This is a genomic window from Streptomyces camelliae (assembly GCF_027625935.1).
Lineage (GTDB): Bacteria > Actinomycetota > Actinomycetes > Streptomycetales > Streptomycetaceae > Streptomyces > Streptomyces camelliae.
The window spans coordinates 5336314-5356351 of the sequence record NZ_CP115300.1; the positions used below are offsets into that span (position 1 = coordinate 5336314).

At 70.9% G+C, this 20038-nt stretch carries 19 protein-coding genes and 1 tRNA gene; 13 read left to right on the forward strand and 7 right to left on the reverse strand.

The genetic code is table 11. From position 1 onward, the window contains the following. Nucleotides 1–101: 101 nt before the first annotated feature. From O1G22_RS24460 to O1G22_RS24475, 4 genes are all read right to left on the reverse strand, one after another. Nucleotides 102–935, reverse strand: coding sequence for an S-methyl-5'-thioadenosine phosphorylase (locus O1G22_RS24460; protein WP_225099191.1), 834 nt, complete (start codon nucleotides 933–935; stop codon nucleotides 102–104). A gap of 101 nt (nucleotides 936–1036) precedes the next feature. Beyond that, the gene (locus O1G22_RS24465; RefSeq protein ID WP_270083282.1) at nucleotides 1037–1342 is read right to left on the reverse strand and encodes an FmdB family zinc ribbon protein; all 306 of its coding nucleotides are present in this window, start codon (nucleotides 1340–1342) and stop codon (nucleotides 1037–1039) included. A gap of 67 nt (nucleotides 1343–1409) precedes the next feature. Beyond that, a complete protein-coding gene (locus O1G22_RS24470; RefSeq protein ID WP_270083283.1) occupies nucleotides 1410–2705 on the reverse strand; it encodes an MFS transporter in 1296 nt (431 codons plus the stop codon). A gap of 295 nt (nucleotides 2706–3000) precedes the next feature. Further along, entirely contained in the window at nucleotides 3001–4548 is a 1548-nt protein-coding gene (locus tag O1G22_RS24475) for a potassium/proton antiporter (RefSeq protein ID WP_270083284.1), read from the reverse strand. Nucleotides 4549–4772: 224 nt separating this feature from the next. Between O1G22_RS24475 and O1G22_RS24480 the strand changes: the two genes are divergently transcribed. Continuing rightward, nucleotides 4773–7598, forward strand: a complete 2826-nt coding sequence (locus O1G22_RS24480; protein WP_270083285.1) for a penicillin acylase family protein — start codon at nucleotides 4773–4775, stop codon at nucleotides 7596–7598. Between the two features lie 69 nt (nucleotides 7599–7667). On the opposite strand, the gene O1G22_RS24485 is transcribed toward O1G22_RS24480, so the two are convergent. Then, nucleotides 7668–8249, reverse strand: coding sequence for a 5-formyltetrahydrofolate cyclo-ligase (locus tag O1G22_RS24485; protein WP_270086522.1), 582 nt, complete (start codon nucleotides 8247–8249; stop codon nucleotides 7668–7670). 140 nt (nucleotides 8250–8389) lie between these two features. Between O1G22_RS24485 and galU the strand changes: the two genes are divergently transcribed. From galU to O1G22_RS24520, 7 genes are all read left to right on the forward strand, one after another. After that, a complete protein-coding gene (gene galU / locus O1G22_RS24490) occupies nucleotides 8390–9301 on the forward strand; it encodes a UTP--glucose-1-phosphate uridylyltransferase GalU (RefSeq protein WP_270083286.1) in 912 nt (303 codons plus the stop codon). Beyond that, on the forward strand, nucleotides 9298–10620 hold the full coding sequence (glp, locus tag O1G22_RS24495) for a molybdotransferase-like divisome protein Glp (RefSeq protein ID WP_225099185.1): 1323 nt from the start codon (nucleotides 9298–9300) through the stop codon (nucleotides 10618–10620). The genes galU and glp overlap by 4 nt, the downstream gene beginning before the upstream one ends. 139 nt (nucleotides 10621–10759) lie before the next feature. Beyond that, nucleotides 10760–11272: a cyclic pyranopterin monophosphate synthase MoaC gene (gene moaC / locus O1G22_RS24500; protein ID WP_270083287.1), complete on the forward strand. Its 513-nt coding sequence runs from the start codon at nucleotides 10760–10762 to the stop codon at nucleotides 11270–11272. Beyond that, the gene (locus O1G22_RS24505) at nucleotides 11269–11805 is read left to right on the forward strand and encodes a MogA/MoaB family molybdenum cofactor biosynthesis protein (RefSeq protein WP_270083288.1); all 537 of its coding nucleotides are present in this window, start codon (nucleotides 11269–11271) and stop codon (nucleotides 11803–11805) included. The genes moaC and O1G22_RS24505 overlap by 4 nt, the downstream gene beginning before the upstream one ends. A gap of 20 nt (nucleotides 11806–11825) precedes the next feature. Next, entirely contained in the window at nucleotides 11826–12458 is a 633-nt protein-coding gene (locus O1G22_RS24510; protein WP_270083289.1) for a GNAT family N-acetyltransferase, read from the forward strand. Between the two features lie 172 nt (nucleotides 12459–12630). Further along, entirely contained in the window at nucleotides 12631–13890 is a 1260-nt protein-coding gene (gene sepX / locus O1G22_RS24515; protein ID WP_270083290.1) for a divisome protein SepX/GlpR, read from the forward strand. Nucleotides 13891–13983: 93 nt separating this feature from the next. Continuing rightward, nucleotides 13984–14057: transfer RNA gene (locus O1G22_RS24520), tRNA-Ala, on the forward strand. A gap of 47 nt (nucleotides 14058–14104) precedes the next feature. On the opposite strand, the gene O1G22_RS24525 is transcribed toward O1G22_RS24520, so the two are convergent. Continuing rightward, a complete protein-coding gene (locus O1G22_RS24525; protein ID WP_225099180.1) occupies nucleotides 14105–14581 on the reverse strand; it encodes a GNAT family N-acetyltransferase in 477 nt (158 codons plus the stop codon). Nucleotides 14582–14727: 146 nt separating this feature from the next. Between O1G22_RS24525 and O1G22_RS24530 the strand changes: the two genes are divergently transcribed. Then, nucleotides 14728–15531 carry an exodeoxyribonuclease III gene (locus O1G22_RS24530; RefSeq protein ID WP_270086523.1) on the forward strand — a complete coding sequence of 268 codons (804 nt, stop codon included), beginning with the start codon at nucleotides 14728–14730 and terminating at the stop codon, nucleotides 15529–15531. Here the strand turns inward: O1G22_RS24530 and O1G22_RS24535 are convergent. Continuing rightward, on the reverse strand, nucleotides 15519–16148 hold the full coding sequence (locus O1G22_RS24535; protein WP_270086524.1) for a MerR family transcriptional regulator: 630 nt from the start codon (nucleotides 16146–16148) through the stop codon (nucleotides 15519–15521). The two genes, O1G22_RS24530 and O1G22_RS24535, sit on opposite strands and share 13 nt — an antisense overlap. Nucleotides 16149–16336: 188 nt before the next feature. Between O1G22_RS24535 and O1G22_RS24540 the strand changes: the two genes are divergently transcribed. The 4 genes from O1G22_RS24540 to O1G22_RS24555 all read left to right on the forward strand — a co-directional run bounded on the left by O1G22_RS24540 (nucleotide 16337) and on the right by O1G22_RS24555 (nucleotide 20024). Further along, nucleotides 16337–17878, forward strand: coding sequence for a flavin-containing monooxygenase (locus O1G22_RS24540; protein ID WP_270083291.1), 1542 nt, complete (start codon nucleotides 16337–16339; stop codon nucleotides 17876–17878). Continuing rightward, nucleotides 17875–18822, forward strand: a complete 948-nt coding sequence (locus O1G22_RS24545) for an alpha/beta fold hydrolase (RefSeq protein WP_270083292.1) — start codon at nucleotides 17875–17877, stop codon at nucleotides 18820–18822. The genes O1G22_RS24540 and O1G22_RS24545 overlap by 4 nt, the downstream gene beginning before the upstream one ends. Beyond that, a complete protein-coding gene (locus O1G22_RS24550) occupies nucleotides 18819–19703 on the forward strand; it encodes an SDR family oxidoreductase (protein ID WP_270083293.1) in 885 nt (294 codons plus the stop codon). The genes O1G22_RS24545 and O1G22_RS24550 overlap by 4 nt, the downstream gene beginning before the upstream one ends. Before the next feature lie 93 nt (nucleotides 19704–19796). Beyond that, on the forward strand, nucleotides 19797–20024 hold the full coding sequence (locus O1G22_RS24555; RefSeq protein ID WP_270083294.1) for a hypothetical protein: 228 nt from the start codon (nucleotides 19797–19799) through the stop codon (nucleotides 20022–20024). Nucleotides 20025–20038: the final 14 nt, after the last annotated feature.

Consider the following 20038-nt stretch of genomic DNA (forward strand, 5'->3'; position numbering starts at 1 on the left):
GTCGGAGACGGTGGATGGCGGAGGCATTGTGGATAACTCGGCCACCCGAACGGGGAGTTCCGCCCGGTTGTCCACAGACGGTGCCTGAAGCGGCAGGTGCCCTACGGCAGTTCGAAGCCCGGATCCATCCCGCCGAGCGCGTTCACGCACAGGCAGTCCCGTGCCGCGGTCTCCGGCAGGGCCGCCACCGCGTCGAACAGCACCCCGCGCAACCGGTCCACGTTGGCGGCGAACACCTGCAGCACCTCCTCGTGCGAGACGCCCTCGCCGGTCTCGGCGCCCGCGTCGAGGTCGGTGACCAGGGTCAGCGAGGTGTAGCACAGCTCCAGTTCCCGGGCGAGCGCCGCTTCCGGGTGACCCGTCATGCCCACGACCGACCAGCCCTGCGCCTGGTGCCACAACGATTCGGCGCGGGTCGAGAAGCGCGGCCCCTCGACCACGACCAGAGTGCCGCCGTCCACCGGCTCCCAGTCCCGGCCGCGGGCAGCCTTCAGCGCTGCGCTCCGTCCGGTGGGGCAGTACGGGTCGGCCATGGAGACATGCACGACGTTCGGCACCGTGCCATCGGGCAGCGGCAGTCCGTCGAAGTACGTCTGCGCCCTGGACTTCGTACGGTCCACCAGCTGGTCCGGCACGAGCAGCGTGCCGGGGCCGTACTCGGGGCGCAGCCCGCCCACCGCGCAGGGGCCCAGGACCTGCCGGACACCGACGGAGCGCAGCGCCCACAGGTTGGCGCGGTAGTTGATGCGGTGCGGCGGAAGGTGGTGGCCGCGGCCGTGCCGGGGCAGGAAGGCGACCCGTCGGCCGGCGATCTCGCCGAGGAAGAGGGAGTCGCTGGGCGGCCCGTAGGGGGTGTCCACCTGGACCTCGGTCACGTCGTCGAGGAACGAGTAGAAGCCCGAGCCACCGATCACACCGATCTCTGCGTTCGCCATGACCAGCACACTAGCTGGCGGGGGAACGGCGGGGGAGCCGGTGTCCGCGAGCGCCGAAAGCCCTGCCGTCGTGCGACGACAGGGCCCAGTGCCGGAGGGTGTCAGGCGGCGGAGCTGCTCGTGGAGCTCGACGACGAGGACGAGGACGACGAGGAGGACTTCGAGTCGGACGAAGACGTGCCTGCCGACGAGCCGGCCGGCTTCGACGCCGGGGTGCTGCTCGACGTGGAGCCGCGGGAGTCGTTGCGGTAGAACCCGGAGCCCTTGAAGACGATGCCGACTGCGGAGAACACCTTCTTCAGGCGGCCACCGCAGCTGGGGCACTCGGTCAGGGCGTCATCGGTGAACTTCTGCACCGCCTCAAGGCCCTCGCCGCACTCGGTGCACTGGTACTGGTAGGTCGGCACTGTCTTCCTCCTGGCACTCTCACTCGATGAGTGCTAACGACGATCCATAGTGACGTATTCCCGGGGATCAGTCCACCGTCACCGGCACGCGGTGACCGACGCCACGTGCGACGGTCAGGTTCCGCTGCGGCGCGACCAGCCGTGCTCGCAGCGTCACCAGGGTCGCCAGCGCGAGCAGCGTGCCGCCCGCGGGCACCAGGAATCCCGCGCCGTTCCACAGCCGGTCCTCCAGCTGGCCCGCGATGGTGACCGCGGCCGCCTGCCCGAGCGCCACCGCACCGGTCAGCCAGGTGAAGGCCTCGGTGCGGGCGCCGGCCGGGACCAGCGCCTCGACCAGCGTGTAGCCGGTGATCAACGCCGGTGCGATGCACATGCCGACCAGCAGGCCGAGCCCCGCGAGCAGCAGGACCGAGTGTGCCGTCCACAGGGCGGACGCGATGACCGCGAGCGCCGTGTAGCCGACGACCAGTCGGTGCTGGGGGGCGGCCTTCCATGCGATCGCGCCGCAGACGATGCCGGACAGCATGTTTCCGGCGGCGAAGACGCCGTACAGGACGCCGTTCAGGCCGGGCTCGCCGATCGATTCGGTGAAGGCGGCCAGCGACACCTGCATGCCGCCGAAGACGGATCCGATGCCCAGGAAGGTCACGACCAGTACGCGCACGCCCGGCACCCGCAAGGCGGACGCGTGCTGCACGCGCGCGTGCCCGTACCCGGCGGTCGCCGGGGGCTGCGTGCTCTTCTGCGCGGCGAACAGCAGACCGCCGACGAGCGTCAGCGCGCCCTCCGTGATGAGACCCGCCGCCGGCGTCACACCGGTGCACAGCGCGGTTGCCAGCAGAGGACCGAAGACGAAGGTCAGCTCGTCCGTGACCGACTCGAAAGCGGCCGCGGTGGTCATCAGGGGGGAGCCCTGCAGCTTCACGCCCCAGCGGGCCCGCACCATCGGGCCGACCTGTGGCACCGAGGCGCCGGTGGGGACGGCCGCCAGGAAGAGCGCCCACAGCGGCGCGTGCGCCAGCGCGAGTGCCGTCAGGGACAGGCCCGACAGCGTGTGCACGAGGACGCCGGGGATCAGCACGGCGCGCTGTCCGTAGCGGTCGGCGAGGCGTCCGCTGTAGGGCGCGAACAGCGCCATGGACACACCGGTCGCGGCCGCGGCGGCCCCTGCGGCGCCGTACGAGCCGGTGGTGTGCTGCACCAGCAGCACGATGGAGATGGTGAGCATCGCGAACGGCTGGCGTGCCGCGAAGCCGGGGAGCAGGAACGTCCAGGCGCCGCGGGTGCGCAGCAGCTGTCCGTATCCGGGGCGGGATGGCGCCGGCGAGTTCTCCGCCGACTCGGTGGTGACCGTGGACTCCACGGCCCGTGCCTTTCTTCGCCTGGTAGCGCGCCCGTGCGGGGGCGCCGAGAGCTGTCCTCTTGCGCGGAACTGCGGTAGATACCGGTGCCACTGCGGAGGGCGTGCCGGCCGCCATACGGTCGCGCCAGCTCTGCATCAGACAGAGTTGGTTCGATCAGGGTGCCTTCATCCTACAGGGATCAAGGGCTTGTGCACCTGTGAAAACGAGCACGGCCGGGCCTCTTCACCTGTGATTGGCGCGCGTGTGAATCGTGCGAAACGCACCCGTAACGCGTGCCCCGCGCGTGCTGTGTACTTACCGCCCGGCACCCATGCCGTTCGCGCCGAGCCACCCCGCCAGCTTGCCGCCATGGGCGACCGCGCGCAGGCGTCGTTCTGCCGCGTCGCGGACCGGGTCGGTGGCCACGACCAGCAGCTCGTCGCCCCGGCGCAGCACTGTCGTCGGCAGCGGAACGAACGATTTTTCATCGCGTACGACGAGGGTGACGGCGGCCCCGGTCGGCAGTCGTAGCTCGTTGACCTCCACGCCGTGCATCCGGGAGCCCTCGGGGATCGCGACGGAGAGCAGGTGGCCGCGGAGCCGCTCCAGGGGGGCGGACTCGATGCCGAGGTCGGAGGCCTCACCCTTCTCACCCAGGCGCAGCATGCGCGCCAGCCAGGGCAGGGTCGGCCCCTGGACGAGGGTGTAGACCACGACCAGCACGAAGACGATGTTGAAGATGCGGCGGCTGCCGGTGACGCCGTTCACCATCGGGATGGTGGCCAGGATGATGGGCACGGCACCGCGCAGTCCCGCCCATGACATCAGCGTCTGCTCCTGCCACGGCACCCGGAACGGCGCGAGGCTGAGGACCACGCTCAGCGGGCGGGCCACCATGGTCAGGACCAGTCCGATGACCAGGGCGGGCCAGACGTCGTCGCCCAGCTCGTGCGGGGTGACCAGCAGGCCGAGCAGGACGAACATGCCGATCTGGGCGATCCAGCCGAGCCCCTCGGCGAAGCCGCGTGTGGCGGGCCAGTGCGGGAGCTTGGCGTTGCCGAGCATCATCGAGGCCAGGTAGACGGCCAGGAAGCCGCTGCCGTGCCCGAGGGCGCCGGCGGCGTACGCCGTGACGGCGATGGCCAGCACGGCGATCGGGTAGAGGCCGGAGGCGGGCAGGGCCACGCGCCTGAGCCCCCAGGAGCCGATCCAGCCCACCGCGAGTCCTATGGCCGCGCCGATGGCCAGCTCCAGGAGTATCTCGCCCAGCAGGACGTACCAGTGCTCGACGGGTCCGGCCGTGGAGAAGGCGACGACGAGGATGACCACAGGGGCGTCGTTGAAGCCGGACTCCGCCTCCAGCGTGCCCGTCACGCGCGCGGGGAGGGGGATTCTGCGCAGTACGGAGAAGACCGCCGCCGCGTCCGTCGACGACACCACCGCGCCGATGATCAGCGCCTGCCGCCACTCCAGCCCGACCAGATAGTGCGCGCCCGCCGCGGTGACGCCCACGCTGACGGCGACTCCGGCGGTCGCGAGGACGGAGGCGGACGCCAGGACCGGGCGGACCTCCTTCCACTTCGTGCCGAGGCCGCCCTCGGCGAGGATCACGACCAGGGCCGCGTACCCGATGACCTGGGTCAGTGCGGCGCTGTTGAAGTGGATGTGCCCGATGCCGTCCTGGCCCATGAGGACGCCGATCCCCAGGTACACGAGCAGGCTGGGGAGCCCGCTGCGGGAGGAGATCCGGACGGCCGCGACGGCGACGAGCAGGACCAGGGAGCAGACGAGCAGGAGCTGGTTGAGGTGGTGAACAGTCAGCGGCGGTTCCCTTCCCTGGCTCGCGCGCGGGGCGCGCGACACATGTACACAAGATCCAAGGCTGCGGTACACCGCACCAAGTACTTCGTTACCTTACCTAACTCTTGACGCTTTCTTGACGCTCGGCCGGGCAAGATCGAACGTTCGTACACGCTGGTTCCCCACTCCGCGTCAAGTGGGACAGGGCCCTGCGCCTATGGTTGCTCCAGCGCTCATTCAAAGTCACAGCCCGACCTGCCGCTCGCGTTAGGACAGCAAGGACAGCGATGCCCCCGAATACCACCGCCACAACGGGTGACAAGCCCGCCAAGTCCGGCAGGAAGAAGGGGCGCAAAGCCCGACTTATCGTGCTCGTGCTGGTCCTGGCCATCATCGGTGGCATCGCCTACGGGGCCTACTGGTCGATCAGCACCGTCCGCGCCTCCTTCCCGCAGACCAAGGGAACGATCACGCTCCAGGGCCTGTCCGGGCCGGTCGACGTGAAGCGGGACGGCAACGGCATCCCGCAGATCTACGCGTCCTCCGACGAGGACCTGTTCATGGCGCAGGGCTTCGTCCAGGCGCAGGACCGGTTCTACGAGATGGACGTGCGCCGGCACATGACCTCCGGGCGCCTGTCGGAGATGTTCGGCAAGAGCCAGGTCAAGAACGACGAGTTCCTGCGCACCCTCGGCTGGGACCGGATCGCCAAGCAGGAGTACGACACCAAGCTGTCGGCCGCCACGAAGAGGTACCTCGACGCGTACGCCAAGGGAGTCAACGCCTACCTGCAGGGCAAGGACGGCAAGGACATCTCTCTGGAGTACGCGGCGCTGAGCTTCACCAACGACTACACGCCGCAGCCGTGGACCCCGGTCGACTCCATCTCCTGGCTGAAGGCGATGGCCTGGGACCTGCGCGGCAACATGCAGGACGAGATCGACCGCGCGCTGATGACGAGCCGGCTCGGCCCGCAGCAGATCCAGGACCTCTACCCGGAGTACCCCTACGGCCGTAACAAGCCGATAGTGCAGGAAGGTCAGTACAGCGAGCTGTCCAAGACCTTCCGGCAGAGCGGTGCGACGGGCAGCTCCCAGAGCACCGGCACCACGGGTGCGACGGGCACGTCCGGTACGACCGGCGGCGCCAAGGGCGCCTCTGGCGGCACGACGGGTACGACCGGCTCCTCCACCTCGGGGGCGACCGGATCGGCGCTCACGAGCCAGCTGGGGGGCCTCTACAACGTCCTGGACAACGTCCCGACCGCCGTCGGTGTGAACGGCCAGGGCATCGGCTCCAACTCCTGGGTCGTCTCCGGGCGCTACACCATCACCGGCAAGCCCCTGCTCGCCAACGACCCGCACCTGTCGGCGTCGCTGCCGTCCGTCTGGTACCAGATGGGCCTGCACTGCCGCACCGTCTCCAGCAGCTGCCCGTACGACGTCACCGGCTACACCTTTGCCGGCATGCCCGGTGTGATCATCGGTCACAACGCGAACATCGCCTGGGGCATGACCAACTCCGGCGTCGACGTCACCGACCTCTACCTGGAGAAGGTGACCGCCAACGGCTACCTGTACGACGGCAAGGTCCGGCCCTTCAAGACCCGCGAGGAGACCATCAAGGTCGCCGGCGGCTCGGCCAAGACGATCGTCGTCCGCCAGACCCAGGACGGGATGCCGCTGCTGTCCGACCGCGACGACGAACTCGTCCAGGTCGGCAAGAAGGCCACGGTCAACACCGCCGCACCCGACCGCGGTGACGGCTACGGCGTCGCCCTGAGGTGGACCGCGCTCGACCCGGGCACCTCGATGGACGCCGTCTTCGCCCTCGACAAGGCGTCCGGCTGGAGTGAGTTCCGCCAGGCCGCCGCCCAGTTCGACGTGCCCTCGCAGAACCTGGTCTACGCCGACACCGACGGCCACATCGGCTACACGCTGCCCGGCAAGATCCCCACGCGCTCCTCGGTGGACGACGGCTCCGTCCCGGCGCCGGGATGGCAGTCGAAGTACCGCTGGACCGGCTTCATCAAGCAGGACGAACTGCCCTACGAGTTCGACCCCGCGCGCGGGTACATCGTCACCGCCAACCAGGCCGTGGTCGACAAGGCCGCGTACCCGTACACGCTCACCGCCGACTGGGGCTACGGCACGCGCAGCCAGCGCATCACCGACCTGATCGAGTCCAAGATCAAGGACGGCGGCAAGATCTCCACCGACGACATGCGGCAGATGCAGCTGGACAACAGCAGCGAGATCGCCAAGCTCCTGGTGCCGAAGCTGCTGAAGATCAACCTGGACGACAAGAACGTCCGCCAGGCGCAGAAGCTGCTGGAGGGCTGGGACTACACCCAGGAATCCGACTCGGCGGCGGCCGCGTACTTCAACGCCGTCTGGCGCAACATCCTCAAGCTCGCCTTCGGCAACAAGCTCCCCAAGGAGCTGCGCGTCAAGGGACAGTGCCTGTGGGTCGACAAGATCGACAGCACCGGTCCGGTCGACGACAACACCAAGGTGCGCGAGTGCGGCCAGCGCGACGCCGACCAGGCGCAGCCGGACGGCGGCGACCGCTGGTTCGAGGTCGTGCGCAACCTGATGGACAAGCCGGACAGCGACTGGTGGAAGACCCCCAAGTCCGGCACCCGTCCCGCCGCGACCACCATGGACCAGCTCTTCGCCCGCGCCATGATCGACGCCCGCTGGGAGCTGACCGCCAAGCTCGGCAAGGACATCGACACCTGGAGCTGGGGCCGCCTGCACCGCCTGTTCCTGAAGAACCAGACGCTCGGCACCGACGGCCCCAAGGTCCTGCAGTACATCCTCAACCGCGGCCCCTGGAAGCTCAGCGGTGGCGAGGCCACGGTCAACGCGACCGGCTGGAACGCCGCCGGCGGCTACGGCGTCGTCTGGGTGCCGTCGATGCGGATGGTCGTCAACCTCGCCGATCTCGACAAGTCCAAGTGGATCAACCTGAGCGGCGCCTCCGGGCACGCCTTCAGCGCGCACTACACGGACCAGACGAGCAAGTGGGCCAAGGGCGAGCTGCTGCCCTGGTCGTTCTCGGCAGGCGCGGTCGACAAGAGCACCAGCGACACGCTCGTCCTCAAGCCGTGAGCGACTGACGGCACGGGCGCCCGAACGGCCCTCCACGCGCACGCGTGGAGGGCCGTTCTCCGTGTCGTGTCAGGCGCTCGGGAAGTGGCGCACGCCGCAGGGGGTCACCACCGCGTGCACCGGCTTGTCGTGCGCCTCGGCCGGGACGCGTGCGACGACCTCCGCGTCGTAGAGCAGCACCACGAGCCGAGGGTGTGCGCCCGCGCGCTCCAGGCGGGCCAGCACACGGTCGTACGACCCTCCGCCGCGCCCCAGGCGCATCCCGCGCGCGTCCACCGCGAGCCCGGGCAGGAGCACCACGTCGGCGGCCGTGACGGCCTCCGGGCCGAGGCGTGCGCCGGCGGGCTCGAAGAGCGCCATCTTCCCGCCGTGTTGGATCCGCGCGAGGGAGTCCGGGCCCGCGTACTCGCCCCAGTCCAGGTCGTTGTCGGGCAGGAGCGCGGGGAGCAGGACCCGCACGCCCCGCGCGCGCAGCGCGTCCAGCAGCGCCCGCGTGCCGGGCTCGCTCCCCACGGAGACGTACGCCGCCACCGTGCGCGCATGCGCCAGCTCGGGCAGTTCCAGGGCGCGCTCCGCCAGCTTGCGCGCCGTAGTGTCGACGTCATCGGCAGTCAACCCGTTCCTCACCGTGAGGAACTCCCGCCGCAACATTCGCTTGTCAGGCTCGCTCGTGCGTCCGTCGTGTTCCACAGGTCGTTCTCGCACCCTTCTCGATTGTTCAATACAGTCATAAAGGGTCAATCAGCCGGAGCCGCAGATTCCCGGCAAAGGCACCGGTTAAGGTGGCGGGCATGACTCAGTCGCACCCCAGGATCAGCAAGGCTGTCATTCCCGCGGCAGGGCTCGGCACCCGGTTCCTGCCGGCCACCAAGGCCACTCCCAAGGAGATGCTGCCGGTCGTCGACAAGCCTGCGATCCAGTACGTGGTCGAGGAGGCCGTGTCGGCAGGGCTCGATGACGTGCTCATGGTTACCGGACGCAACAAGCGCCCCCTTGAGGACCACTTCGACCGCAACTACGAGCTTGAGTCGGCGCTGGAGAAGAAGCGCGACGCCGAACGGCTCGCGAAGGTGCGGGAGTCCAGCGATCTGGCGACCATGCACTATGTCCGCCAGGGCGACCCCCGGGGCCTCGGCCACGCCGTTCTGTGCGCCGCTCCGCACGTCGGCCACGAGCCCTTCGCCGTCCTCCTCGGTGACGACCTGATCGACCCGCGCGACCCGCTGCTGCAGCGCATGATCGAGATCCAGGAGCGGCACGGCGGCAGTGTGATCGCCCTGATGGAGGTCGCGCCCGAGCAGATCCACCTCTATGGCTGCGCGGCCGTGGAGCCGACGGTCGACGGTGACGTGGTGAAGGTGACCGGACTGGTGGAGAAGCCGGATCCGGCGGACGCCCCCTCGAACTACGCGGTCATCGGCCGCTACGTTCTCGACCCGCACATCTTCGGCATACTCCGCCGGACCGAGCCGGGCCGCGGCGGCGAGATCCAGCTCACCGACGCCCTCCAGCAGCTCGCGCAGGACGAGAAGGTCGGCGGCCCGGTGCACGGCGTCGTCTTCAAGGGCCGCCGCTACGACACCGGCGACCGTGGCGACTATCTGCGTGCCATTGTCAGACTCGCGTGCGAACGTGAAGACCTGGGCCCGGACTTCCGGACCTGGCTTCGCAGTTACGTAGCCGAGGAGATGCAGCAATCTTGAGCAGCGCCGCGACCCGCCCCGCCGGCCCGGACCACCTGTGGTCGGTGGACGAGCACCTGGAGGACATCCTCTCGACCGTCCGCCCCCTCGAACCCATCGAGCTGCAACTGCTCGACGCCCAGGGCTGTGTCCTGGTCGACGACGTGACGGTGCCGGTGTCCCTGCCGCCGTTCGACAACAGCTCCATGGACGGGTACGCGGTACGGGTCGCGGACGTCGCGGATGCCGGTGAGGAGTTCCCGGCCGTCCTGGACGTCGTGGGGGACGTCGCGGCAGGTGCGGCCGAGCCGGTCCGGGTCGGCCCGGGGCAGGCCGCCCGGATCATGACCGGCGCCCCGCTGCCGCCCGGCGCCGAGGCCGTCGTGCCCGTCGAGTGGACCGACGGCGGGCTCGGCGAGGGACCGGTGAGCGGCATGCGCGCGCGCAGTCTGGCCCCCGAGGGGGCCGAGGGGCAGGTGCGCGTGCACCGCCCCGTCGAGGCACGCGCGCACGTGCGTGCCAAGGGCAGCGACGTGAAGGCCGGCGACCGCGCCCTGGAGGCCGGCACGATCCTCGGTCCGCCGCAGATCGCGCTCCTCGCCGCGATCGGCCGGGGCACGGTACGCGTGCGCCCGCGCCCGCGCGTGGTCGTCATGTCCACCGGCAGCGAACTCGTCCAGCCCGGCGAGAACCTGGCCGACGGCCAGATCTACGACTCCAACAGCTTCGCCCTCACCGCCGCCGCCCGGGACGCCGGCGCGATCGCCTACCGGGTGGGTGCCGTCGCCGACGACGCCGACACCCTCCGTTCGACCATCGAGGACCAGCTCGTCCGCGCCGACCTGATGGTCACCACGGGCGGGGTGAGCGTGGGGGCGTACGACGTCGTCAAGGAGGCGCTGTCGTACGCCGGCGACGAGGACGAGGCGGGCAGCGGCGTGGAGTTCCGCAAGCTCGCCATGCAGCCCGGCAAGCCGCAGGGCTTCGGCTCCATCGGCCCCGACCACACGCCGCTGCTGGCCCTGCCCGGCAACCCGGTGTCGTCGTACGTCTCCTTCGAGCTGTTCGTCCGCCCCGCCATCCGTGCCCTGATGGGCCTCACGGACCTGCACCGGCCCCGTACCCGGGCCGCCCTGAAGGCGGACAAGGCGCTGCGCTCGCCCAAGGGACGCCGGCAGTTCCTGCGGGGCGCGTACGCCGACGGTGAGGTGACCCCCGTGGGCGGCTCCGGCTCGCACCTGATCGCGGCGCTGGCGCACGCCGACGCCCTGATCGTCGTCCCCGAGGACGTGGAGTCCGTCGAGCCCGGCGACGAGGTGGAGGTCGTGCTGCTCGGCTGACGCACGCGCGCGTGTGTGCGTGCCGCGGGGCCCACGGGGGTCCTGGCCCGGTGCGTGAGCCGGCTTGGCGGTAGCGTGGCGCGCACAACAGGCCCGTGCACCGCACCGCGACGGGCCCGGACCGGGAGCGGCACACAGCATGACTGAGTCTTTCCGGGGGGAGACCCCCGGACCCCCTGCGCAGGACGGCCTGACGCACATCGACGAGGCGGGCGCCGCCCGCATGGTCGACGTGTCCGGGAAGGACGTGACCGCGCGCACCGCCCGCGCCAGCGGCCGGGTCCTCGTCTCACCCCGCGTGGTCGAGCTGCTGCGTGGCGAGGGGGTACCCAAGGGGGACGCCCTCGCCACCGCGCGGATCGCGGGGATCATGGGTGCCAAGCGCACCCCGGACCTGATCCCGCTGTGCCACCCGTTGTCGGTGTCCGGTGTGAAACTGGACCTGTCGGTCGCGGACGACGCCGTGGAGATCCAGGCCGTCGTGAAGACGACGGACCGCACGGGCGTCGAGATGGAGGCCCTCACCGCCGTGACGGTCGCCGCGCTCACCGTGATCGACATGGTGAAGGCGGTCGACAAGGGAGCGGTCATCACGGACGTACGGGTGGAGGAGAAGACGGGCGGCAAGTCGGGCGACTGGAGCCGGGCATGACATTCGACGCATCGGCCGGGGGCGCGCTGCTCGCGCAGTACAGCGCCCTGGTCGTCACCGCCTCCAACAGGGCTGCCGCCGGGGTCTACGAGGACAAGGGCGGCCCGCTGGTCGCCGACGGCCTCAAGAGCTTCGGCTTCGCGGTGGACGGACCTCAGGTCGTCCCGGACGGGGACCCCGTGGAGGCGGCCCTGCGCGCGGGGGTCGACGCCGGGTACGACGCCATCGTCACCACCGGCGGCACCGGCGTCTCGCCGACCGACCGCACACCCGAGGCGACCCGCGCGGTGATCGACTACGAGGTGCCGGGCATCGCGGAGGCCATCCGGGCATTCGGCCGGGAGAAGGTTCCGACCGCCGTGCTGTCCCGGGGGCTGGCCGGGGTGGCGGGCCGGACCCTGATCGTCAATCTGCCGGGCTCCACGGGAGGGGTGAAGGACGGCCTCGCCGTACTGGAGCCGCTGCTGGTCCACGCCGTCGACCAGATCCGCGGCGGCGACCACCCCAGACCCACTGGCGGGGGTGCGAGCTGAACAGCCCTTCCTGGCCTGTCGTGCTGGCGGACGGCGATGTCGTCCTCCGGCCGATAAAGCTGCGCGACCAGCGGGCGTGGCGCGAGGTGAACCGGCGCAACCGGGACTGGCTGCGCCCCTGGGAGGCGACCATCCCACCGCCCACGCCGAGCGGGCCGGTCGTGCACCGGCCGACCTATCGCCAGATGGTCCGGCACCTGCGGTCGGAGGCCAACGCGGGCCGGATGCTGCCGTTCGCCATCGAGTACCAGGGGCGGCTCGTCGGGCAGTTGACGGTCGCGGGGATCACCTGGGGGTCGATGTGCTCGGGGCATGTCGGCTACTGGGTGGACGAGGCGGTGGCCGGGCGCGGAGTGATGCCCACGGCCGTCGCGCTCGTGGTGGACCACTGTTTCCGTACCGTCGGGCTGCACCGCATCGAGGTCTGCATTCGCCCCGAGAACCGGCCCAGCCGCCGGGTCGTGGAGAAACTCGGATTCCGTGAGGAGGGGCTCCGGCCGCGCTATCTGCACATCGACGGTGCCTGGCGCGACCATCTGGTCTTCGCGCTCACCGCGGAAGAGGTGCCCGACGGGTTGCTCGCGCGCTGGCAGCGGGCACGCTCTCAGCGGGATCCGTCGCGGAATCCTCCCGCCCAGGCCCCGGGAAATTGAATACATGTTCGAAATTGATCGGATGCTGACCGTCTCGGGGCATTGAATTCGCGGGTTGGGTGGTCCTCTGATCGCATCGACCGCAAAAAATGCTGGAAATATCAGCCAGATCGTGCGACACACCGGCCCAATTGGCGGATGGCCTCACGCAAACCCCTCTACCGTGTGAAGCGTGAGCAGCAGCGGCCTCATCTACGCAGTCATTGTCGGGGCCTGGGCCGCCTACTTGGTGCCGATGTGGCTCCGTAGGCAGGACGAGCTGAACGAGGCCCGTCCGACGGAACGCTTCAGCACCGCCATCCGGCTGCTGTCCGGACGGGCGGGTATGGAGCGCCGATACGCCAGGGACCTGCGGGCACGCTCCGCCCAGGAGGGGGAGCCGGACGCCGGCGATCCGGACGCCGTCACCGACTCGGTGGACGTCCGGGCCTTCGCCATGCCTCCGACCCGCCGTCAGGTGCACGCGGACACCGGGCCCGAGGCACCCGGGAGAGTGGAGTCGGCACGCGAACAGGCAGCCGTGCCGGCGCCCAAGTCCGGGTCCGTGCCGGCGCAGAAGCGAGTGCCGTCCGCGCGGGATGTGTCCGCGGCGCAGACGGCCGCGGCGCGTGCCAGGCGTACGAAGGTCCTCGCGCGCCGCCGGCGCACCACGGTGGTGCTCTTCTTCGCCTTCACGCTGGGCGCGATCGTCGCCGCTGTCGGGGGACTCGCCTTCCTGTGGGTGCCCGCCGTGCCGGCCGTCCTGCTCAGCGGGTACATCGCGTACCTGCGCTCCCAGGAGCGGCGTCGCTTCGCCTACCAGATGGACCGCCGGCGTGCCGAGGTCGCGGCGCAGCGGCTGCGGGAGCGGGAGCGCCAGCCGCGTCGGCGGGCGCCTCTCGATGCGAGCGCCGGCGCGGACGAACCGGAGGAGGCTCCGGAGGCCGGGACGGACACCGGTCTCTCGGCGCTCGCTGCGGACCGGCGGGCCCTGGTCGAGCAGACCGACCACGCCGAGTGGGTCGACCAGCAGCGTGAGCGGCAGCGCCGGCCCGGCGGGGACAGCTGGGACCCGGTGCCCGTGCCCCTGCCGACCTATGTGACGGCGCCGGTCGCGCCGCGGGCCACGTCCGACGTGGATCTGGGGGCGCCCGACACGTGGAGCTCGGCGCGTTCCAGTTCGGTCGCGCCGGAGCACGAGGCGGCCCATGCGCCGGAGGGCGAAGCGGACGAGGAGGTGTCCGCGGCGGAGGGCAAGCAGGCGGGTGGGCGCAGTGACGCGCTCCCCCACGCCCGAAAGCTCCCCCACTCTCGGCTTCGCTCAAGCGGGAGGGACCCCCAGCGCGAGGGGACCCCCGGCGCGGCCTCCGCGCGCCGGGCGCGCGAGCGCGGACGCACGCCCCTGTTCGATCAGTACGAGGACGGCGACCGCCCGCGCGCGGCCAACGAGTGACGGCCGTCACGCCGCTGGAAGCCCGCCTCTGACCAGTCAGGGAGCGGATTTCCAAGCACCCCGATGGGGATGCTAGAGTTTCACTCGTTGCAAGGGCCTGTGGCGCAGTCCGGTAGCGCACCTCGTTCGCATCGAGGGGGCCAGGGGTTCAAATCCCCTCAGGTCCACGCAGCATGAAGCCCCAGTCGGCAAGCCGACTGGGGCTTCAGCTCGTTCACAGCCTCTTGGCGAAGCAGCGGCTCTCCTCGTGATGGCGGTAGTAGCCGAACTTGGCGCACGGCTCGTAGCCGCAGGAGGTGTACAGGGCGATGGCCTCCGGCTGCTTGGTGCCGGTCTCCAGGACCATGCGGCGCCGGCCGGCCGCGCGGGCGTCCTCCTCCAGGGCCGCCAGGATCCGGCGGGCCAGGCCCCGGCCGCGCATCTCGGCTATGACGAACATGCGCTTCAGCTCGGCGTCGCCGTCCTCGTTGCCCTCCTCGTTGCGGTCCTGGCTGCGCCAGCCGCCGGTGGCCACGGGGCGGTCGAACTCGTCGTACGCGATCAGGTAGACGCCGCCCGGCGGGGTGAAGTCCGCCGTGTCGAGGACGGTGGCGTCGCCGTCGTCGCCGTAGCGCTCGGCGTACTCGGCCTGGACCTCGTCGTTGAGTTTGACGGCGTCGGGGTGATCGAAGCGAACGGGACGTATATTCATGCCGGGCATCGTACTTCTATGCAGCCGCTGGGGCGGACAGGTGGGCGGACTCGGACCAGTGTGCCGGTATCGTGCCCTGGTGCTGACTGTGACCTCGGACCATGTGCCGTGAAGCCGAGGTCCGCCGTGAGGTCGAGGAGAGTGCTTTGCTGACGGTGACCTCGGTGAACGTGAACGGGTTGCGGGCCGCCGCCAGGAAGGGCTTCGTGGAGTGGCTCGCCCGGACGGACGCGGACGTCGTCTGCCTGCAGGAGGTGCGCGCCGAGCCGCACCAGCTGCCCGACGAGGTCCGGGAGCCCGACGGCTGGCACGTCGTGCACGCCCCGGCCGCCGCCAAGGGCCGCGCGGGCGTCTCCCTCTACACGCGGCGCGAGCCGGACCGCGTCCGGGTCGGCTTCGGTTCGGCCGAGTTCGACGGCAGCGGGCGCTACGTCGAGGCCGACCTGCCCGGCGTCACGGTCGCCTCCCTCTATCTGCCCTCCGGCGAGGTCGGCACCGAGCGGCAGGACGAGAAGATCCGCTTCATGGACGCGTTCCTCGTCCATCTCAAGGAGCTGCGCGCGCGTGCCGCCGCCGACGGGCGCGAGGTCGTCGTCTGCGGCGACTGGAACATCGCCCACCAGCAGGCCGACCTCAAGAACTGGCGCGGCAACACCAAGAACTCCGGCTTCCTGCCCGAGGAGCGCGAGTGGCTCGGCCGGGTGTTCGCCGCCGAGGAGGGCGGTTACGTCGACGTCGTGCGCGCCCTGCATCCCGAGGCCGAGGGGCCGTACACCTGGTGGTCGTACCGGGGGCGGGCCTTCGACAACGACTCGGGGTGGCGCATCGATTACCACGTCGCCACGCCCGGACTCGCCGGCAAGGCCGTCAAGGGGTTCGTGGAGCGCGCGGCCACGCACGCCGAGCGCTGGTCCGACCATGCGCCGGTGACCGTCGTCTACGACATCTGATTCCGCTTGCTGATCCGCCGGTCCAGCGCCAGCGACAGTTCCGCCTCCACCACGCTGCGGGCCAGCGGGCGCAGGCGGTGGAGGTCTTCCTCGGGGGCGTGGCGCAGGATCAGCGTGGTGAAGAGTTCTGCGAGGGCATCGGCGTGTTCGCGGACGCGCGCGCCGGCCGCGAGGACCTCGCCGAGCGGGATGCCCTCGCGGACCAGGGCGGAGGAGACGTCCAGCAGGCGGCGGCTGATGTGGACGATCTCGTCGCCGTCGGTGCCCAGGTAGCCCAGTTCCATGGCGGCGGCGAGGTTCTCGGGGGTGACCTCGCCCTCGAAGCGGGCGGCGAGTTCCTCGGGGGTGAGGCGGACCGGTTCCTCCTCGGTGGGGGTGCCGACGCCGAGCAGGTCGGCGACGTTCCGGCCCTGGTCGAGGGCCTCCGCGAGTTCCGCGATGCCGTTCAGTGTGTGGCCGCGCTCCAGCAGGGCCGCGATGGTGCGCAGGCGCGCCAGGTGGTGGTCGTCGTACCAGGCGATACGGCCCTCGCGCCGGGGCGGCGGGATCAGTTTGCGCTCCCGGTAGAAGCGCAGGGTGCGCACGGTGATGCCGGCGAGCCGGGCCAGCTCCTCCATGCGGTACTCGCGCCCTGCCCGCGGCCGTGCCTCCGGGTGTTCTGCGTCCTCTGCCACGCCCGCAGCCTATGTTGTACCGCGGGTAACTTTCCTTTCCCGGCCCCTACCGCTCGGTACGGAGCTGCTCTACAGTCCCATTGCGCCAGTGTTCACTGGCAGAGTCGAAGGCGATGCGTGGAGGCTTCGGGATGGCCGAGCACGAACATGTACGGGTGGCGGTGATCGGGTCCGGGTTCGGCGGGCTGGGGGCCGCCGTGCGGCTGCGCCGCGAGGGGATCACCGACTTCGTCGTCCTGGAGCGCGCCGACAGCGTCGGTGGCACCTGGCGGGACAACAGCTACCCCGGGTGCGCCTGTGACGTGCCCTCCCACCTCTACTCCTTCTCCTTCGCGCCCAACCCCGACTGGCCGCGCACCTTCTCCGGGCAGCAGCACATCCGGGCGTACCTGGAGCACGTCACCGATGTCTTCGGGCTGCGCCCGCACATCCGGTTCGACTCCGAGGTCAAGCTGATGAGCTGGGACACCGGGAACCTGCGGTGGACCATCGAGACCACGCGCGGCACGCTCACCGCCGACGTCGTCGTCTCCGCCACCGGGCCGCTGTCCGACCCGAAGATCCCCGAGATCCCGGGCCTCGCGTCCTTCCCCGGCAAGGTGTTCCACTCCGCCCGCTGGGACCACGACTACGACCTGGGCGGCAAGCGTGTCGCCGTGGTCGGCACCGGTGCCTCCGCCATCCAGATCGTGCCCGCGATCCAGCCGCAGGCCGGCCGGCTCACCCTCTTCCAGCGCACGCCGCCGTGGGTGATGCCCCGCGTGGACCGCGCCATCAGCGGCGTCGAACGCCGCCTGCACCGGTTGCTCCCCTTCACGACCCAGGCGCGGCGCGGGCTGCTGTGGGGCATCCGGGAGCTGCAGGTCCAGGCGTTCACCAAGCATCCCGACGAACTCGGCCTGGTCGAACAGCTCGCCAAGCGCAACATGGCCCGCGCCATCAAGGACCCGGCCCTGCGCGCCAAGCTCACCCCCGACTACCGCATCGGCTGCAAGCGGATCCTGCTGTCCAGTGCGTACTACCCGGCGCTGGCCAGGCCGAATGTGGACGTCGTCGCCAGTGGGCTGAGCGAGATCCGCGGCTCGACGCTCGTCGCGGCCGACGGCACCGAGGCCGAGGCCGACGCGATCGTCTTCGGTACCGGCTTCCACGTCACGGACATGCCGATCGCCGAGCGGGTGGTCGGCGCGGAGGGCATCACGCTCGCCGAGTCCTGGAAGAACGGCATGCAGGCGCTGCGCGGCGCCGCCGCGGCTGGGTTCCCGAACTTCATGACGATCATCGGGCCCAACACCGGCCTGGGGAACTCCTCCATGATCCTCATGATCGAGTCCCAGCTGAACTACATGGCCGACTATCTCCGTCAGCTCGACGTCCTCGGCGGCCGCACCGCCCTGGATGCCCGGCCCGCCGCCGTCGAGTCCTGGAACCACAGGGTCCAGGAGCGCATGAAGCGGACCGTGTGGAACACCGGCGGCTGCACCAGCTGGTACCTGGACGCCGGCGGCCGCAACACCACCATCTGGCCCGGTACGACGTCCGAGTTCCGCAGCGCGACCCGGCGGGTGGACCTGGGGGAGTACGAGGTCCTCCGGAAGACCGACAGCACGTCGGCCGGTACGGCCGTGCGGACGACGGTGGCCGCCGCGCCGCGGAGCGAGGGTGCCGCATGAGCCGGTCCGCCCCCGCCCCCGTTGCCGACGGCCGCTACACCCCGCCCGCTCCCTCCCGTGAACTCACCGTCGTCTCCGCCGACGGCGCGCGGCTGCACGTCGAGGTGCACGGGCCCGAGAACGCGCCCCCTGTCGTCCTCTCCCACGGGTGGACCTGCTCGACCGCCTTCTGGGCGGCGCAGATACGGGACCTGGCGGCCGACCACCGGGTGATCGCGTACGACCAGCGGGGGCACGGGCGCAGTCCCGCGAGCTCCGCGTGCACCACTCGCGCGCTGGCGGACGATCTCGAAGCGGTGCTCGCGGAGACGCTCGCACCCGGTGAGAAGGCGCTGATCGTCGGCCACTCCATGGGCGGCATGACCGTCATGGCCGCGGCCTCGCGCCCCCGCTTCCGGGACCACGCCGGTGCCGTCCTGCTGTGCAGCACGGGCAGTTCGCGGCTGGTCGCTCAGGCGCGGGTGGTGCCGATGCGCGCCGGGCGGGTGCGCACCTGGATCACAGAACGCATCATCGGTTCGCGCGCCCCGCTCGGGCCGGTCACGCCGGTCGCGAAGAGCATCCTCAAGTACGCCACCATGGGCGCCGGTTCCGCCCCGCACATGGTGGAGGCCTGCGCGCGGATCGTGCACGCCTGCCCACGCGGCGTACGGCACGCGTGGGCCGGTGTGCTCGCGGCGCTCGATCTCGACCACGGCGTACGGGAGTTGCACGCGCCCACCGCCGTGGTGCACGGCGCGTCCGACCGGCTCACACCCCCTGTGCACGCCCGCGCGCTGGTCGCCGCGCTGCCGCAGTGCGTCGGTCTCACCGAGCTGACCGGCGTCGGGCACATGTCCCCGATCGAGGCTCCCGACCTGGTGACCGGCCGGATCCGGGAACTCGTCACCACGTACGTCACCGAACACGGTTCCACCCCGGCGCAGATCAAGGAGGGCGCATGAGCAGGGTCAGCCTCGAAGGGCAGGTCGCGGTCGTCACCGGAGCGGCGCGCGGCGTCGGTGAGCTGCTGGCGCGCAAGCTCTCGGCGCGCGGCGCGCAGGTCGCGCTGGTCGGACTGGAGGAGGAGGCCCTCAAGGAGGTGTCCGGGCGGCTGCACAGCGACAGCGCGTACTGGTACGCCGACGTCACCGACCACGAGGCGATGAGCCGGGTCGCGCGGGAGGTGAAGGAGCGGTTCGGGAAGGTGGACATCGTGGTCGCCAACGCCGGTGTGGCGACGGGCGGTCCGTTCATCGACTCCGATCCGCAGGCGTGGCGGCGGGTGATCGAGGTGAACCTGATCGGGTCGGCGGTCACCGCGCGGGCGTTCCTGCCGGTGCTGGTCGAGAGCCGGGGTTATCTGCTGCAGATCGCCTCGCTCGCCGCGATCACCCCCGCGCCGATGATGACGGCGTACTGCGCCTCCAAGTCGGGCGTGGAGGCGTACGCGCACAGTCTGCGCGCCGAGGTCGGCTACCAGGGCGTGCGCGTCGGCGTGGGTTACCTGTCGTGGACCGACACCGACATGGTGCGCGGCGCCGACCGGGACGACGTCATGCGGGAGCTGCGGCAGCGGCTGCCGTGGCCGTCGAACAAGACGTACCCGCTGGGCCCCGCCGTGGACCGGATCGTGGCCGGGATCGAGCGCCGCTCGGCGCACGTGTACGGGCAGTGGTGGCTGCGCGGGATGCAGGGCGTGCGCGGATATCTGCCGGCGCTCATCGGAACCGTCGGGCAGCGCGAGATGCAGCGGTTCGCGCCCCGCCTGCAGGGGATGCGCTCGGGGCTCGTGGGCGCGGGCGGGGCGGCCGACGAAGCGGCGCGCGCTACGCAGCGTAACTGATCCACATGCGCTCCGTCGCGCCCCGTGTGAATCTGGTCGAGGCCCCACCAAGGGGCCGATTTCCCCACTCACTCACCACAGGAGTGAACCCACATGGGTATGAAGGACCAGACGCAGGGCAAGGCCAACGAGATGAAGCAGCAGGCCAAGCAGGGCAAGCAGGCCGGGCAGCAGCGCGGTCAGCAGGGTCAGCAGCAGCGCGGCCGGCAGGGCCAGCAGCCGCAGGGCGAGCGTGGCCGCCAGCCGCACGAGAACCTGCGCGACATCGAGGACACGGAGCGCGAGATGCAGGACCGGTTCAACCGGGACTACGACGCGTAACCACTGCGCTCGGC